This window comes from Microbacterium fluvii (assembly GCF_025515205.1).
In the GTDB taxonomy this organism is placed as follows: Bacteria; Actinomycetota; Actinomycetes; order Actinomycetales; family Microbacteriaceae; genus Microbacterium; species Microbacterium fluvii.
In genome coordinates this window covers 195,984-210,760 of sequence record NZ_JAOPFX010000004.1, presented here as the reverse complement: position 1 = coordinate 210,760, position 14,777 = coordinate 195,984, and the positions used below count along the sequence as shown (strand labels likewise).

Here is a 14,777-nt window from a genome sequence, read left to right as displayed (position 1 = left end):
GGGGTCAGCGGATCGAGTCTGCGCCGCCGGCGGCGGATGCGGGAGCCTCTGCCGGGAAGGCTTTCCGTGCAGGTTCTGCAGTGAGGCCGTCGCGGAGGCGCGCGAGGGTAGCCGTGACGGCGGCGAGGTCGTCGGCTCCGCCGGCGGCACCGCTCTCCCAGCCGGCGGCGAGGAGGCCCGCCCAGGCCTCGCGGAGGCGCGCGATGGTCTCGTCCGCACGCTCGGTCGCGTGGATGCGGATGGCCCTGCCGTCTGTCTCGTCACGGTGCGAGATCAGGTAGCCGCGGGTGCGCAGTTCGCGCAGCGCCGTCGAGACGTTGGCCCGCTGCAGCCCGGAGCCGTCGGCGATGTCGGAGGCGCTGCATCCGGGGTGCGTGTGCACGTAGCGCATGATCTGGCTCTGCGTCGGGGTCAGCGGCACGACGGGGGTGGAGTGGGCGCCTCGGACCCGGATCTCGCGGGCGATGTCGTTGACGATGTCGGCCAGTTCGATGAACCGCTCGTCGACGGTGCTCTGCGGCATCCCGACCTCCTCGTCGCACGCCCGCCGGGCGCCCATCGCCCTCCGGTTTGATTATCAAACCATAACTACTACTTGCCGGCAACCGTCGGCTCGATTCCCTGAGACCCACCGTGCGCACCGAAACCCCTCCGCTGGGGGTGGGTTTCGGGTCCAGCGCCGGGTTTCGCGGGCTGAGACCGCGGTTTCGGCGCCAGGGCAGGGTCTCGCGGCTGATGGCGGCTGCGCCGGGCGGGCGGGTCAGGCCGAGGCCGAGGGGCGGGAGCGGAACCAGGTGGTCATGAAGTCGAGGAACACCCGCACCCGCTCGGGGGTCTGGCCGCCGGGGCCGTGCACGGCATAGAGCGCGCGCTGCGGCGGGCGCAGCCCTGGGAGCAGTTCGACGAGGTCGCCGCTGTCGAGCCGGGCCTGCGCGGGCCTGCGGGGGATCAGCGCGATGCCGTCGCCATGCTCGACGAGCTTCTCGATCACGAGGTACGAGTTGGCCGTCACGCGCGGCGACTGCACCTTGAAGTGCACCGTCGACTCCCCCTCGCCCAGCCGCCACACGGGGTCGTTCGGGTGCAGGATGCAGTCGTGCTCGCCGAGCTCCACAGCTGTGGCGGGAAGGCCCCGCCGGCGCACGTAATCGGCGGATGCCGCCAGCACGAACGGCAGCTCGGTCACACGCCGCAGCCGCACGTTCGAGTCGCGCAGGTCGCGCGTGTGGAAGGCGACGTCGTAGCCGCGATCGAGGAAGTCGTAGTTGCGGTCGCTCATTCCGCCCAGCTCGAAGCGCAGGCTGATCTTGGGGTGCTCGCGCACGAACGCCGCGATGGCATCGCCCACCTCGAGGGTGCCGATCCACTTGGGACAGATCACCGAAAGGGTGCCCTCGGCGACGTCCTGCGAGTGCGAGAGCTCGCCGTCTTCTTCATCGATCTCGCGGAGGATCCGGTCGGCGAACTCGGCGTAGCGGATGCCGGCCTCGGTGAGGCTCACCGAGCGCGCCGTGCGGTTGACCAGGCGCACGCCGACCTGTCGCTCGAGGTCGGCGACGTGCCGTGAGACCAGCGAGCCCGAGATGCCGAGCTCGCGCGCCGCCCCGCTGAAGCTCGACGACTTCGCGACGGTGACGAAGGTCTTCATGACGACCAGGCGATCCACAGCGCTCCTTCTCGACACGGCGCCGGACGCGCCGCTGCATCGCCCGTCAGTCTACCCAGAACCGCTTTACGGTCCGTCAAGTCACACGTCGTCGACGAGACCCTCCGCGTGCGCCTGGGCGAACGCCTGACGCACGGCGCGGCGCTCGTCGCGCCCCCGGGGGTGGGCGGCCGGCGTCGCTCCGAGGAGCTTGCGGGTGTACGGATGCTGCGGCGCATCGAACAGCTCCTGCGCCGGGGCGAGCTCGACGATGTGGCCCAGCCGCATCACGGCGATGCGGTCGGAGATGTGCTTGACGATCTCGAGGTTGTGCCCGATGAACAGGTAGCTCACCCCGGTCTCGATCTGCAGGTCGACGAGCAGGTTGATGATCTGGTTCTGCGTCGACAGGTCGAGCGCGCTCAGCGCCTCGTCGCAGACCACGAGGCGCGGGCTCAGCGCCAGCGCCCGCGCGATCGCGACACGCTGCTGCTGCCCGCCCGACAGCTCGCTCGGGTAGCGGTCGAGGTGGGTGCGGGTGAGCCCGACGTGGTCGAAGGCCTCGGCCGCGCGCCGCTCGCGCTCGGCCCGGTCGCCGAGGCCGTGGCGCTTGAGGGCGGCGGTCACCGCCATCGAGACGGGCTGACGGGGGTTGAGCGACATCGACGGGTCCTGGAAGACGGCCTGCACGTCGCGGCGGTACGACAGGGGCGTCCGGCGACCGAGCTCGGTGACCTCGACGCCGTCGAAGCGGATCGAGCCGCCGGTGGGCGTGAGCAGCCGCAGGATGGCGCGGCCCGTCGTCGACTTGCCCGAGCCCGACTCACCGACCAGGCCGAAGGTCTCGCCCGGCTTGATGTCGAAGCTCACGCCGTGCACGACGTTCGTCGGATGCCGGCGGAAGACGCCCGGCGACTCGTAGCTGAGCGACAGATCGGTCACCTCGAGCAGCGGCGCCGTCTCGGCCACCTCGGTGCGCGCGGGGGCGACGGCGCCCTCGACCTCGTCGACGGTCATCGTGCGACCTCCTGGCCCGCGGCCGCGGTGGGGCGCGGGCGACGTTCGCGCGCCGCCAGCAGCGACGCGGTGTACGGATGCTGCGGCGCATCGAACAGCGCCTCGGCGCTGGTGGTGACCTCCACCAGCTCGCCGGAGTACATCACCGCCGCGCGGTCGCAGGCCTCGGCGACCACGCCCATGTCGTGCGTGATCATGAGGATCGCCAGCCCGAACTCGTCACGGAGGTCGAGCAGCAGGTCGAGCACCTGCGCCTGCGTCGTGACGTCGAGGGCGCTGGTGGCCTCGTCGGCGATGATGAGCTTCGGGTTCGAGGCCAGCGCGATGGCGATCGCGACGCGCTGGGCCATGCCGCCGGAGAACTGGTGCGGGTAGTGGTCGAGGCGCGAGGCGGGATCCTTCACCCCGACGCGGTCGAGCAGCTCGACGGCGCGGGCGCGGGCCTCGGACTTCGACAGCTTCCCGTGCGTCCGCAGCGGCTCGCACAGCTGCTTTCCGACCGTGTGCACCGGCGAGAGGGCGGCCATCGGGTCTTGGAAGACGGCGGCGATCGTGCTGCCGCGCAGGCTCCGCAGCTGCTTCTCGGCCTTACCGACGACGTCGATGCCATCGAGCAGGATCGAGCCCTCCGAGACCCCGATGCCCGGAGGCAGCAGCCCCAGCACGGCGCGGGCGAAGGTCGACTTTCCCGAGCCCGACTCCCCGATCAGGCCCAGGATCTCGCCGCGGCGCACCGTGAGCGAGGCGTTCTGCACGAGGTCGACCGTGCCGCGCTCGGTCGACTGCAGTTCGATCGTGAGCCCACGCACCTCGAGGATGTTGTCGGGGTCGGCGGGGGCGTGGTCGACGGTCGATTCGTCGCGCACCACCGGCGCAGGGTCGATGCCGGCAGGCACCCCGACCGCCGCCGGCACGCCGAGGGGGCCTCCGGCCTCGGCCGAGGCGACACCGCCGGCGGCCGGAGCCTCGAGACGGGCCGTTCTGGCGACAGCATCCGATGTCTTCTTCGAACGCCGGAAGGGCTTTCGCCGCCCGACGCCGAGCGCTTCATTGAGCCCGTCGCCGAGGGTATTGAACGCCAGCACCGTGGTGACGATGGCGACACCGGGGGGAATGGCGAGGAAGGGCTGGAGGGCGAGCTTGGCGGCGGCGACGCCGAGGAGCCCACCCCACGACGGCACCGACGACTCGAGCCCGATGCCCAGGAAGCTCAGGGCCGACTCGATGATGATCGCCGTGCCGGTCATGATGGCCGCTTGCACGATGAGGGGCGAAGTCAGGTTGGGGAGCACCTGGCGGAACAGGATGCCGCTCTCGCGCAGCCCCGAGACCCTCGCGGCGTCGACGTAGAGCTTGTGACGCTCTGCGAGCGTGATGGCCCTGGCCATGCGGGCGAAGTTCATGCAGAACATCAGGCCGATCGCCAGCAGCAGCGACGGCAGGCCGCGCCCGAGGATCGCGATGACCGCGAAGGCGACGAGGATGCCGGGGAGGGCATCGAAGACATCGACGAAGCGGGTGCCGATGCGGTCGGTCCAGCCGCCGCGGAAGCCGAGCAGCAGCCCCAGCGGCACGCCGATCAGCATCGCGACGACGACCGCGCCGAATCCGACCGCGAGCGCGATGCGTGCACCGTAGATGATGCGGCTGAGCACATCGCGGCCGTTCTCGTCCGTGCCCAGCGGATGCTCCGGCGTCGGACCCGAGAGCATGTTGTCGAAGTCGTTGGCCAGCGGGTCGTAGGGCGCCAGCAGAGGTGCGAAGATCGCCGCGAACACGACGATGAGCAGCCAGGCGATGGCGATGAGGGTGAGCGGTTGGCGGGCGATGCGGCGCAGCACTCGCCACGAGCGCTTCTCGGGCGCCGTCGCCGTGCGGATCGTGACCGTCTTGCTGCTGTACTGAGCCTCGGTCATGCCGGACGCGCCTTCGGGTTGATGAGTCCGTAGGAGATGTCCAGGACCATGTTGACGATGATGACGATCACTCCGATCACCAGGGCGATGCCTTGCACGACGGGGAAGTCCTTGCTCAGAACGCTGTTGAGCATGAGCGTGCCGAGCCCGGGAAACGAGAACACCCGCTCCATCACCAGGCTCGTGCCGAACAGAACGCCGATCGCGAGCCCCACCGCGGCCAGCGCGGGCACCAGGGAGTTCTTGAACGCATACGTCCAGATGATGCGCGAGCGCGGAACGCCCGCCGCCGTGAGGGTGTCGATGTAGCGCGAGCTGAGCGAGTCGGCGACCGCGGTGCGCATCTGACGGGCGATCAGGGCAGCGGCGCCGACTCCGAGCGCGATGCACGGCAGGATGAGGCCGGTCAGCCACTTGCCGAGGTCTTGGCTCGGCGGGGTCCACGCGAGCACGGGTGCGATGTGGAGCTGGATGACGAAGACGACGAGGAGGATCTGTCCCAGCCAGAACTCGGGGATCGACTGCATGAGGGCGGTGAACCCTGTGACGGCGCGGTCCCGCGGCCGTCCCGCCTTCAGACCGGCGAACAGCCCCAAGCCGATGCCGAGAACGGTTGCGACGACGAGCCCGCCGACGACGAGCGAGAGGGTGGCCGGAAGACGCTGAGCGATCATGTCGGTCACCGGCTGGCCGTAGAGCAGCGAGGTGCCCAGATCTCCGTGCAGTGCGGCGGCGTACCACTCGCCGAGCCGCACCAGGAAGGGACGGTCCAGCCCGAGCTGCGACTCGATCCGGGCGATCTCCTCCGGGGAGGCGGCGGCGTCTCCGAGGATGACGGCCGCCGCGCTCCCTGGGATGAGGTAGACCAGCGAGAACACGAGCAGCGACACGATGGCCAGCTGCGGCACCGCGAGGGCGAGTCGATAGCCGATCAGTTTGAGCATGGCTGCTCTTCTCGACTCGTCGCTCGCGGTGCCATCTGGTCTACCTCCGTCGGTACTGGTCGTGCGGTCTGGGGGAACTCAGCCCGCGGGCGTGAGATCCCGGTAATTGATCAGGTTCTGTTCCCAGGCCTCGGTCGGCTGCGCCGCACCGCTCACGGTGTCGGTGTTCCAGGCGACGATCTCGGACTGCACGGTGAACCCGCAGGCCAGTGCCTCTTCATCGATGATGATGTGCATGACCTCCTGCCAGAGCGCATCCGCCTCGTCGGACGTGCCGGCCGCGATCGCCGCATCCGCGGCCGCCTTGAGCGCATCGCTCTCGGTGCCGGCGGGGTTGGAGAAGGCTCGCGCGGAGAAGAACGTCGCGTACCAGTCGTACGGAGTGATCTGCGGGTTGTTGCCCACACCCAGTTCGTACTTTCCCGTGTTCCACTCGCTGATGAACTGCGGCACGGCCAATTCCTGAACGGTCACGTTGACGCCGGGGAGCTTGTTCATGCCGTCGACGAAGAACTCGAGCTGCTGCTTGTTGAACGGCGCCGCGGGGAAGGTGGCCTCGACCGCGGGGCTGCCGGCGGCCTCGAACGCAGCCTCGGCCTTGCTCGGGTCTGCGTAGCCGACGATGTCGGGGTTGTAGCCGAACTCGCCGTCGATGAAGTGCTGCTGCGGAGCGTCCAGCACGGCGGCGTCGATGTTCTTGTACGCCGTGTTGTCGGCGGCGTAGCACAGCGCCTTTCGAAGGTTCACGTCTTCGAAGACGCCGCCCTCACCGCGATCGAAGAAGACGATGTTGTTGCGGATCGCGGGGAAGCTGAGCATGTCGACGTTCGCCGCACCCTCCAGAGTCGGCAGCTGGTCCTCCTCGGTGTCGGTGACATCGATCTCGCCCGACAGCAGCGCGGCGGTGGCGGCGGTGTCGTCGGCGATCCCGTACAGCTCGATGTTCGCGAAGCCCGGGGCCTCGCCCCAGTAGTCGTCGGTGAGGGCGAAGGCCATCTTGGTGCCTTCGACCGATGCGGACGCGTCGTATGCCCAGGGGCTCGTGCCGACGGGGGTCGTCACGATCGATCCGTCCGCAATGGCCGCCGGGCTCGCGATCGGCACGTTGCGCTGGGTCAGCATCGTGAGGAACGTCGGCGCCGGACGCGAGAAGTTGATCTTCACATGCGTGTCGTCGATGACGTCGATCGACTCGACGCCGCTGAGGGCGCCCGAGAACTGACCGCCGTTGTCGCGCACATACTCGATGTTGGTCTTCACCGCATCGGCGTTGAAGGGGGTGCCGTCGTGGAAGACGACGTCGTCGCGCAGAGTCAGCGTCAGGTCCATCGCCGTCTGCTCCCATTCGGTCGCCAGCCACGGCTCGACGGTGTGGCCGTCTTCGCCGAGCACCGTCAGGGTCTCGTAGGGCACTCGAAGGTAGCCGGGCTCGATCGACTGTCCGGGCGCCCAGCTCTGCGGGAAGCCGCCCCAGTTCACCTTCAGCGTGCCGGACGGGCCCGAGGCGACACTCGAACCGGTCGGCTCAGGGTCGGCCTCTCCGGCGCTGCAGCCGGCCAGGAGAACGCCGGCCAGGGTGAGGGGGATGACTGTTCTCAATAGTGCTGTCTTCATTGGCATATCGACGCCTCCTCGCGTCAGAACACTCGATGCTCACCCGTGCATGCGGCCATCGGGAGTCCGCCGGGTGTCCTCCCGACGCTAATCGGACGGCGGCGGGCCGGGGATGCCCGCGAGCGCAACCTAACCGTGCACATCAGGAGAGGTACGACACCCGCCCGGTGATGCGGATGACGCCCTCGATCGGATGGCACCGGCCACCTTCCAAACTAGTCATTCCCGATGAGAGCGCAGACCGCGCAGAAGCACCTCGAGAGCGGCTTCGGCCGCGGGCACGTCGTCGCTCGCCGGAGCCCCCGCATCCCACGCCTCCTGCAGCACCTCGGACCATGCCGATCTCAACAGCGCGACGGTGGATTCCGCCAGCGCGGTGGCCGTGATCCGCAGGGCTCGCCCGTCGCGTGCGTCGCGTGCCACGACGAGATAGCCGAGGTCGCGCAGCTCCTGCACGGCGCTGCTCACGTTGGTGCGCTTGATGCCGGCATCCCGCGCGATCTCGGATGCGAGGCATCCGGGGTTGGCGTGCACGTAGCGCATGACCTGACTCTGCGTCTGATTGAGCGGCACTCCCGGAGCGTCGATGCCGCTGCGCAGCCGCACCTCGCGCGCGACGTCGACGATGAGGTCGGCGAGATTCGCGAACCTGCGTGCACGCTCAGCCTGCGAATCGCTCATCCTGATCCCTCTTGTCGGAAATTAGATATGCCTGCATCATTATCCCTACATTCGAAGCACACGATATCGAACAGGAGAGTGCGATGGCGCACATCGAGACCGAAGTCCTCGTCGTCGGAGCGGGACTCGCCGGAGCGACAGCGGGAGTCCTCCTCGGCCGGCACGGCATCCGCACCATGATGGTCAGCCGAGCGCCCTGGGTGGCGAACTCGCCGCGCGCACACATCGTCAATCAGCGGACGATGGAGGTCATGCGTTCGATCGGACTCGAACAGGCATGTGTCGAGGCGGCGACGCCGGGTGAGCTCATGGCCAACCACGTGATGATGACCGCCGTCAACGGAGTCGAGTTCGGACGGCTGTGGACATGGGGCAACGACCCGGCGCGAGCAGGCGAGTACGCCCACAGCCCGGGCAAGGGGTGCGACCTGCCGCAGGATCGCTTCGAGCCGATCCTCGTCGGCGAGGCGATGCGGCGGGGAGTCACGACCCGCTACAGCACCGAGTTCGTCTCGCTCGCTCAAGACGACGAGGGCGTCACGACGACCCTGCGCGACCGCCTCACCGGCGAGGAGTTCACGGTGCGCTCTCGGTACGTGATCGGCGCCGACGGCGGGCAGAGCCCCGTCGCCACCGCCATCGGTCTGCCCCTCACCGGCACTTCCGGGCTGGCTCCCGCTCTGAACGTGCACTTCAAGGCCGACCTGTCCGCCTACTTCGCCGACCGACCAGGGTCGATCTTCTGGATCATGCAGCCGGGCCGCGAGGGCGCCATGGGCAACGCGATGCTGCGCATGGTGCGCCCCTGGAACGAATGGATCATCGGCTTCGTCCACCTCGGCGAATCGGTCACCGAGCTCAGCCACGACGAGCTCGTCGACGCGGTGCGCGAGGTCGTCCAGGACGACTCGATCGAGATCGAGATCCTCGGGATGTATCCGTGGCGCATCAATCACGTCATCGCCGAGCACTACAGCGCCGGCCGCGTGTTCTGCGCCGGCGACGCGGTGCACCGGCATCCGCCGATGAACGGCCTCGGCGGCAACACCTGCATCCAGGACGCCTTCAACCTCGCGTGGAAGCTCGCCGCCGTGCTCCGCTGGGATGCCGACCCGACGCTGCTGGAGACGTACTCGCAGGAGCGCCAGCCGATCGGCAGGCACGTCATCGACCGCGCGCTGGCCGGCTGGCACCAGAATCCCGAGGTCGTTCGGGCCCTCGGGATCGACCCGAGTGCGAGCGCCGAGGTGCGTCAGGCCCAGTTCGAGGTGCTGTTCGAAGACTCCGATGCCGGTGAGGCCCGGCGCGCGGCCTTCGAGGAGGCCAAGCGGTCGAAAGTCTGGTCGTACCATGCCCACGGCACCGAGATGAACCAGGTGTATCGCGCCGGAGCGCTGACCGGCGACGCGCCATCCACGGTTCCGTCCGCCGATGAGCTCGTCTACCACCCGTCGGCACAGCCGGGCGCGCGCGTGCCCCACGCATGGGTGCGATCAGGCGGCAGGACCGTATCGACGCTGGATCTGTGCCCGCCGGAGCAGTTCACCCTGCTGACGCGCGCGCGGGGAACGGTGTGGGAGCAGGCGGTCGCCGAAGTGGCCGCGCACACCCGTGTGCCCATCGCCGCGGTGCGCATCGGCGCAGGCGCCGATGTGGCCGACCTCTACGGCGCCTGGGCGGAGGCCTCGCAGATCGGTGAGACGGGGTGCGTGCTGGTGCGACCTGATCAGCACATCGCCTGGCGCATCGAGTCGGCGCCCGACGACCCTGCGGGCGCGCTGCGCGATGTGCTGGAGCGTCTCGCACTCACCCGCGTTCAGACCTTCGCATAGCCGCGCACGTCGGGGAACGGCGGCTCGACACCCGGCTGCAGGTCGACCTGGAACGTGTTCAGGCACATCGACAGCAGCGTGAAGTTGCCCAGCAGCCCGACCGCGTCCACAAGCTGCTGATCGGTGAACACGGCGGTCAGTCGCGCGTAGGTCTCGTCGGAGACGAAGTGGGTCGTGAGCAGCTCGACCGCGAAGTCGTGGAAGACCTGGAGCTCGGCGTCGCCGCCGAAGTCGGGCTGCTCATGATTCGCGAGCGCGCGCACCGCGCCTGCGGGCACCCCGCGCTCGATCGCCTGTTCGACGTGCGAGTTCCAGGAGAACTGCGCGTCGAACAGGCGGGCGGCCACGAGCAGCGCGTACTCCCGCACCCGCTCGGGCAGGCTGCAGTCGAAGCGCACGAACGCGCCGAGCGCCTCGACGCGGTCGCACAGCTCGGGGCTGTGCAGCCAGACCTTGAACGGCCCGCCGATCTTGCCTCGCTTGGCGATGATCCGATCGGCCAGCTCGCGCTGCCGCTCGGTCATCTCTTCCCGGTCGATGACGTCCAGTCGCATGGGCCCTCCGATGTATACGGTCCTCGCGACGGTACGGCGCCGCATCCGCGGGCAGGAGTGGGCGATCGGAAGGTTTAGCGTGCACCCCGCGAACCACGCCCCCTCACCCGGCGCTGAGCTCGGCCGCGGCCTGTTCGAGCACGCGGCGGAACGCCGCCACGGCGGGGAAGGTGCCCGCGGCATGCCGGACCGCCGTGAACACGGTGCGCGCCGGCGAGCCGTCGAGTTCGACGACGCGGCAGGTCGGCGCCGCCCCCGCCCAGATGAGGTCGGGCAGCAGCGCGACGGCGTTGCCGGTCTCGACCAGGCGCATGTGCGCCTGCAGATCGGCCGTCTCGAAGCGGATGTCGGGGTCGAAGCCGGCCGCGCGGCACTGCTGCTCGGCGTAGTGCCGAGAGGCCGCGCCCCTGGGCTCCATGACCCACGGCAGGGCGCGCGCGTCGCGCACCGACCGCACCGCGTCGTGCCCCGTCGGGGGCAGGGCGAGGCGGATCGCATCGGTGGTCAGCGCCTGCCGGTCGAGCCCCTCGTGATGCGGGGCGGCGTGGGCGGGATACTGCTCGGCCACGACGATGTCGAACTCCCGCATCCACGTCTCGCGCAGCGCCGTCTCGGGCTCGCGCTGCACGACCTCCACCCGCACCCCTGGCGCGATCTCGCGCAGCCGCTCCAGCGCCGCCGGCAGCAGGGCGAGCATCGCCGACTGGAACACCGCGGCGCGCACCGTGCCGGTCAGGGTGTCGCCACGGTGCAGCTCGGCCTCGGCGCGCTCCATCACCTGCAGCAGCTCGCCCGCCCGCTCGGCCAGTCGCTCCGCGGCCGGGGTGAGTCGCACGTTGCGGCCCGACTTGCGCAGCAGCTCGACGCCCGCGTCGCGCTCGAGCTGCGCCAGCTGCTGCGAGACCGCCGACGGGCTGTAGGCGACCGCCTCCGCGACCGCGGCGATCGTGCCGCGCAGCTGCAGCTCGCGCAACAGGCGCAGCTTCTTGAGATCCAGCATCCGCCGCTCCGAATCATGAAGTGTTCCTTACGAGAATACGTCGCACACCGTTGCTTTTCTTCATGGCAGCCCGGGTCGCACACTGTTTCCCGACCCTCGAGTACCTGGAGCATCCGTGAGCATGACCGCCGCCACCGACACCGCGCCCACCCCCGACCTCGCCGACGAGGCCATCGCCCTCGTGCGCCGCTGGCTCGTCGAGGCTCGAGGCATTCCCGCCAGCGCATCGGCCGAGCGCCTGGCCGGCGTGCTGCGCGACCCGAACGGTCTCGCCTTCACGATGGGCTTCGTCGACGGGGTCGTGCGGCCTGAGGACACCCGCGTCGCCGCACATGCGCTGCGCGAGGTCGCCCCGCTCGTGCCGGGCTTCCTGCCCTGGTACCTTCGCGCAGCCGTGCGTGTCGGTGGCGTCGCCGCGCCGATCGCCCCGGGCGTCGTGGTGCCGATCGCCCGCGCCGTGCTGCGCCGCATGGTCGGCCACCTCATCGTCGACGCGCGCGACGCGCAGCTGGGCAGGGCGATCTCGACGCTGCGGCGCGACGGCGTTCGACTGAACGTGAATCTGCTCGGCGAAGCGGTGCTCGGTCAGCAGGAGGCCCAGCGGCGCCTGGAGGGCACGATGCGGCTTCTGCAGCGCGACGACGTCGACTACGTGTCGATCAAGGTGTCGTCGGTCATCGGCCCGCACTCGGCGTGGGCGTTCGACGAGGCCGTCGAGATGATCGTGGCGCGGCTGCGCCCGCTCTTCCGCCTGGCTGCGACGGCACCGACCCCCAAGTTCATCAATCTCGACATGGAGGAGTACCGCGACCTCGACCTCACGACGGCCGTGTTCACGCGCCTGCTCGACGAGGACGAGTTCACCGGTCTCGAGGCCGGCATCGTGCTGCAGGCCTATCTTCCCGACGCGCTCGGCGCGATGATCGCGCTGCAGGAGTGGTCGGCCACCCGCCGGGCGCGCGGCGGCGCCGCCATCAAGGTGCGCCTGGTCAAGGGCGCGAACCTCTCGATGGAGCAGGTCGACGCCGAGATCCACGGCTGGCCGCTGGCCACGTGGCACACCAAGCAGGACAGCGACACCAACTACAAGCGCGTGCTCGACTACGCCCTGCGCCCCGAGCGCATCGGCAACGTGCGCATCGGCATCGCCGGCCACAACCTCTTCGATGTCGCCCACTCGTGGCTGCTCGCACAGCACCGAGGAGTCACGGCAGGCGTCGAGTACGAGATGCTGCTGGGCATGGCCGAGAGCCTGGCCGAGGTCGTGCGGCGCGACGTCGGCGGACTCCTCCTCTACACGCCGGTCGTGCGTCCGCAGGAGTTCGACGTCGCGATCGCCTACCTCATCCGCCGCCTCGAAGAGGGCGCGTCGAGCGAGAACTTCATGTCGGCCGTGTTCGAGCTCGACTCCGACCCCGTCATGCTGCAGCGCGAGATCGGCCGGTTCCAGGCCTCGCTGGCCGCCCTCGACCCCGTCGTCCCCGGGCCGCACCGCGTGCAGGACCGCACTCTTCCCGCCCCCGCGCACTCCGGTGAGGGCTTCGCGAACACCCCCGACACCGATCCGGCGATCGCCGCGAACAGGGCGTGGGGCTCCGGCATCCTCTCCCGTGTCCCTGCCTCCGAGGCCGGCATCGCCACCATCGAGGCATCGCGACGGGCGGATGCTGCGAGCGTCGACGGCGTTCTGCGCACCGCGTCGATCGCGGCACAGGCGTGGCAGGCGCTCGGCGCCGCCGGACGTGCCGCCGTGCTGCACCGCGCCGGCGACGTGCTCGAAGCCCGCCGGGCCGAGCTGCTCGAGGTGATGGCCGCAGAAGCCGGCAAGACCCTCGACCAGTCCGACCCCGAGGTCAGCGAGGCGATCGACTTCGCGCACTTCTACGCCGAGCGGGCTCGGGAGCTGCCCGGCATCGACGGCGCGCGGTTCCACCCGCACGACGTCACGGTCGTGACCCCGCCGTGGAACTTCCCCGTCGCGATCCCCGCCGGCTCCACCCTCGCGGCGCTCGCGACCGGGTCGTCGGTGGTCATCAAGCCCGCCCGGGCGACGCGCCGCTGCGGCGCCGTCATGGTCGAAGCGCTGTGGGAGGCGGGCGTGCCGCGCGACGTGCTGCAGCTCGTTCAGCTCGACGACCCTGCGCTGGGCGAGCACCTCATCGCCTCACCGGTCGTCGACCACGTGATCCTCACCGGCGGCTACGAGACGGCGGAGCTGTTCCGCTCGTTCCGCCCCGATCTGCCGCTGTCGGGCGAGACGAGCGGCAAGAACGCCATCATCGTCACCCCCAGCGCCGACCTCGACCTGGCCGTCAAAGACGTCGTGAACTCGGCATTCGGACACGCGGGGCAGAAGTGCTCGGCGGCATCCCTCGTGATCCTCGTCGGCTCGGTCGCCGCCTCGCGCCGGTTCCGCGCGCAGCTGGTCGACGCGGTGCGGTCGCTGCACGTGGCCCTTCCCACCGACCCCGAGTCGCAGATGGGCCCGATCATCGCCGCACCCACCGGCAAGCTGCTGTCGGGCCTGACGACGCTCGGCGAGGGGGAGACCTGGCTCGTGAAGCCCGCGGCGCTCCCCGGCAGCGACGCCCTGTGGTCGCCGGGCGTGCGCGACGGCGTGCGCCGCGGCTCGGAGTACCACCTCACGGAGTACTTCGGCCCGATCCTGGGCATCATGACGGCACGCTCGCTGGAGGAGGCGATCGCGATCCAGAACGAGATCGACTACGGGCTCACGTCGGGCCTGCACTCGCTCGACGCCGACGAGATCCGCACGTGGCTGGCGGGTGTCGAGGCGGGCAACCTCTACGTCAACCGCGGCATCACCGGCGCTATCGTGCAGCGCCAGCCCTTCGGCGGCTGGAAGAAGTCGGTCGTGGGCGCGGGATTCAAGGCGGGCGGACCCAACTACCTGCTGGGCCTCGGGCGCTGGACCGACAGCACCGGGGCCGGGTCGGCGCCGCGCGTGCAGCCGCACGCGGACGCCGCCGCACTGATCGCCGCAGCCTCCGCCGAGGTCTCTGCGACCGAGCGCTCGTGGCTCGACCTCGCGATCGCCGCGGACGCCGCCGCCTGGGCCGACGAGTTCGGTACGGTCACCGACCGCTCGGGGCTCGTCGTCGAGCGCAACGTCTTCCGCTACCTGCCCGCCGACACATGGATCCGCGCCGCCGACGGCGCGTCGCTCGCCGAGACGGTGCGGGTCGTCGCCGCGGCCCTGCGGGCCGGTGCGACCGTTCAGCTGTCGGTCGCCGCGGCGCTGCCGGCATCCGTCGCCGCGGCCCTCGCCGGTGCGACCGTCGTGGTCGAAGACGACGGCGTGGCCTATCGCCGGCTGGGCGCGCTGCCCCGCCCTCGTGTGCGGCTGATCGGCGGCGACGCGTCGGACTTCGCGCACGCGGCCGGCGGGCGCCCCGACCTCGCCGTCTTCGACGGTGCGGTCACGCGCGCCGGGCGCCTCGAGCTGCTGCCCTTCCTGCGCGAACAGGCCGTGAGCATCACGGCCCACCGCTTCGGCACCCCGAGCGCCCTCGCCCACGAGGTGATCTGACGCGTTCCCGCCGCCTCCCGGATT

At 70.2% G+C, this 14,777-nt stretch carries 11 protein-coding genes; 2 read left to right on the top strand and 9 right to left on the bottom strand.

Annotated features, from left to right (window positions below):
• Positions 1 to 4 precede the first annotated feature (4 nt).
• The 7 genes from OAW74_RS14765 to OAW74_RS14735 all read right to left on the bottom strand — a co-directional run bounded on the left by OAW74_RS14765 (position 5) and on the right by OAW74_RS14735 (position 7,817).
• A complete protein-coding gene (locus OAW74_RS14765) occupies positions 5 to 523 on the bottom strand; it encodes a MarR family transcriptional regulator (RefSeq protein WP_262875157.1) in 519 nt (172 codons plus the stop codon).
• 237 nt (positions 524 to 760) lie between these two features.
• Entirely contained in the window at positions 761 to 1,666 is a 906-nt protein-coding gene (locus tag OAW74_RS14760; RefSeq protein WP_262875156.1) for a LysR family transcriptional regulator, read from the bottom strand.
• Positions 1,667 to 1,747: 81 nt separating this feature from the next.
• Positions 1,748 to 2,662 carry an ATP-binding cassette domain-containing protein gene (locus OAW74_RS14755; RefSeq protein ID WP_262875155.1) on the bottom strand — a complete coding sequence of 305 codons (915 nt, stop codon included), beginning with the start codon at positions 2,660 to 2,662 and terminating at the stop codon, positions 1,748 to 1,750.
• Entirely contained in the window at positions 2,659 to 4,578 is a 1,920-nt protein-coding gene (locus tag OAW74_RS14750; RefSeq protein ID WP_262875154.1) for a dipeptide/oligopeptide/nickel ABC transporter permease/ATP-binding protein, read from the bottom strand. Before OAW74_RS14750 ends, OAW74_RS14755 begins: the two co-directional genes overlap by 4 nt.
• Positions 4,575 to 5,522 (bottom strand): ABC transporter permease, encoded by a 948-nt coding sequence (locus tag OAW74_RS14745; protein ID WP_262875153.1) that lies wholly within the window; start codon positions 5,520 to 5,522, stop codon positions 4,575 to 4,577. The genes OAW74_RS14750 and OAW74_RS14745 overlap by 4 nt, the downstream gene beginning before the upstream one ends.
• Positions 5,523 to 5,600: 78 nt before the next feature.
• Positions 5,601 to 7,121, bottom strand: a complete 1,521-nt coding sequence (locus tag OAW74_RS14740) for an ABC transporter substrate-binding protein (protein ID WP_262875152.1) — start codon at positions 7,119 to 7,121, stop codon at positions 5,601 to 5,603.
• A gap of 234 nt (positions 7,122 to 7,355) precedes the next feature.
• A complete protein-coding gene (locus OAW74_RS14735; protein WP_262875151.1) occupies positions 7,356 to 7,817 on the bottom strand; it encodes a MarR family winged helix-turn-helix transcriptional regulator in 462 nt (153 codons plus the stop codon).
• A gap of 83 nt (positions 7,818 to 7,900) precedes the next feature.
• Here OAW74_RS14735 and OAW74_RS14730 point away from each other — a divergent pair, with 83 nt between their 5' ends.
• On the top strand, positions 7,901 to 9,649 hold the full coding sequence (locus OAW74_RS14730) for an FAD-dependent monooxygenase (protein WP_262875150.1): 1,749 nt from the start codon (positions 7,901 to 7,903) through the stop codon (positions 9,647 to 9,649).
• On the opposite strand, the gene OAW74_RS14725 is transcribed toward OAW74_RS14730, so the two are convergent.
• A complete protein-coding gene (locus tag OAW74_RS14725; protein ID WP_262875149.1) occupies positions 9,634 to 10,203 on the bottom strand; it encodes a carboxymuconolactone decarboxylase family protein in 570 nt (189 codons plus the stop codon). The two genes, OAW74_RS14730 and OAW74_RS14725, sit on opposite strands and share 16 nt — an antisense overlap.
• A 103-nt stretch (positions 10,204 to 10,306) precedes the next feature.
• Complete coding sequence (locus tag OAW74_RS14720; protein ID WP_262875148.1) at positions 10,307 to 11,203, bottom strand: LysR family transcriptional regulator; 897 nt, start codon at positions 11,201 to 11,203, stop codon at positions 10,307 to 10,309.
• A 121-nt stretch (positions 11,204 to 11,324) separates the two neighbouring features.
• Between OAW74_RS14720 and OAW74_RS14715 the strand changes: the two genes are divergently transcribed.
• Positions 11,325 to 14,753 (top strand): bifunctional proline dehydrogenase/L-glutamate gamma-semialdehyde dehydrogenase, encoded by a 3,429-nt coding sequence (locus OAW74_RS14715; protein WP_262875147.1) that lies wholly within the window; start codon positions 11,325 to 11,327, stop codon positions 14,751 to 14,753.
• Positions 14,754 to 14,777: the final 24 nt, after the last annotated feature.

What these genes read in the sequence shown, in the direction of transcription:
- OAW74_RS14720 (WP_262875148.1), bottom strand. Translation starts at nt 11,203, where the DNA reads ATGCTGGATCTCAAGAAGCTGCGCCTGTTGCGCGAGCTGCAGCTGCGC.
- OAW74_RS14730 (WP_262875150.1), top strand. Translation starts at nt 7,901, where the DNA reads ATGGCGCACATCGAGACCGAAGTCCTCGTCGTCGGAGCGGGACTCGCC.
- OAW74_RS14765 (WP_262875157.1), bottom strand. Translation starts at nt 523, where the DNA reads ATGCCGCAGAGCACCGTCGACGAGCGGTTCATCGAACTGGCCGACATC.
- OAW74_RS14735 (WP_262875151.1), bottom strand. Translation starts at nt 7,817, where the DNA reads ATGAGCGATTCGCAGGCTGAGCGTGCACGCAGGTTCGCGAATCTCGCC.
- OAW74_RS14745 (WP_262875153.1), bottom strand. Translation starts at nt 5,522, where the DNA reads ATGCTCAAACTGATCGGCTATCGACTCGCCCTCGCGGTGCCGCAGCTG.
- OAW74_RS14750 (WP_262875154.1), bottom strand. Translation starts at nt 4,578, where the DNA reads ATGACCGAGGCTCAGTACAGCAGCAAGACGGTCACGATCCGCACGGCG.
- OAW74_RS14725 (WP_262875149.1), bottom strand. Translation starts at nt 10,203, where the DNA reads ATGCGACTGGACGTCATCGACCGGGAAGAGATGACCGAGCGGCAGCGC.
- OAW74_RS14755 (WP_262875155.1), bottom strand. Translation starts at nt 2,662, where the DNA reads ATGACCGTCGACGAGGTCGAGGGCGCCGTCGCCCCCGCGCGCACCGAG.
- OAW74_RS14715 (WP_262875147.1), top strand. Translation starts at nt 11,325, where the DNA reads ATGACCGCCGCCACCGACACCGCGCCCACCCCCGACCTCGCCGACGAG.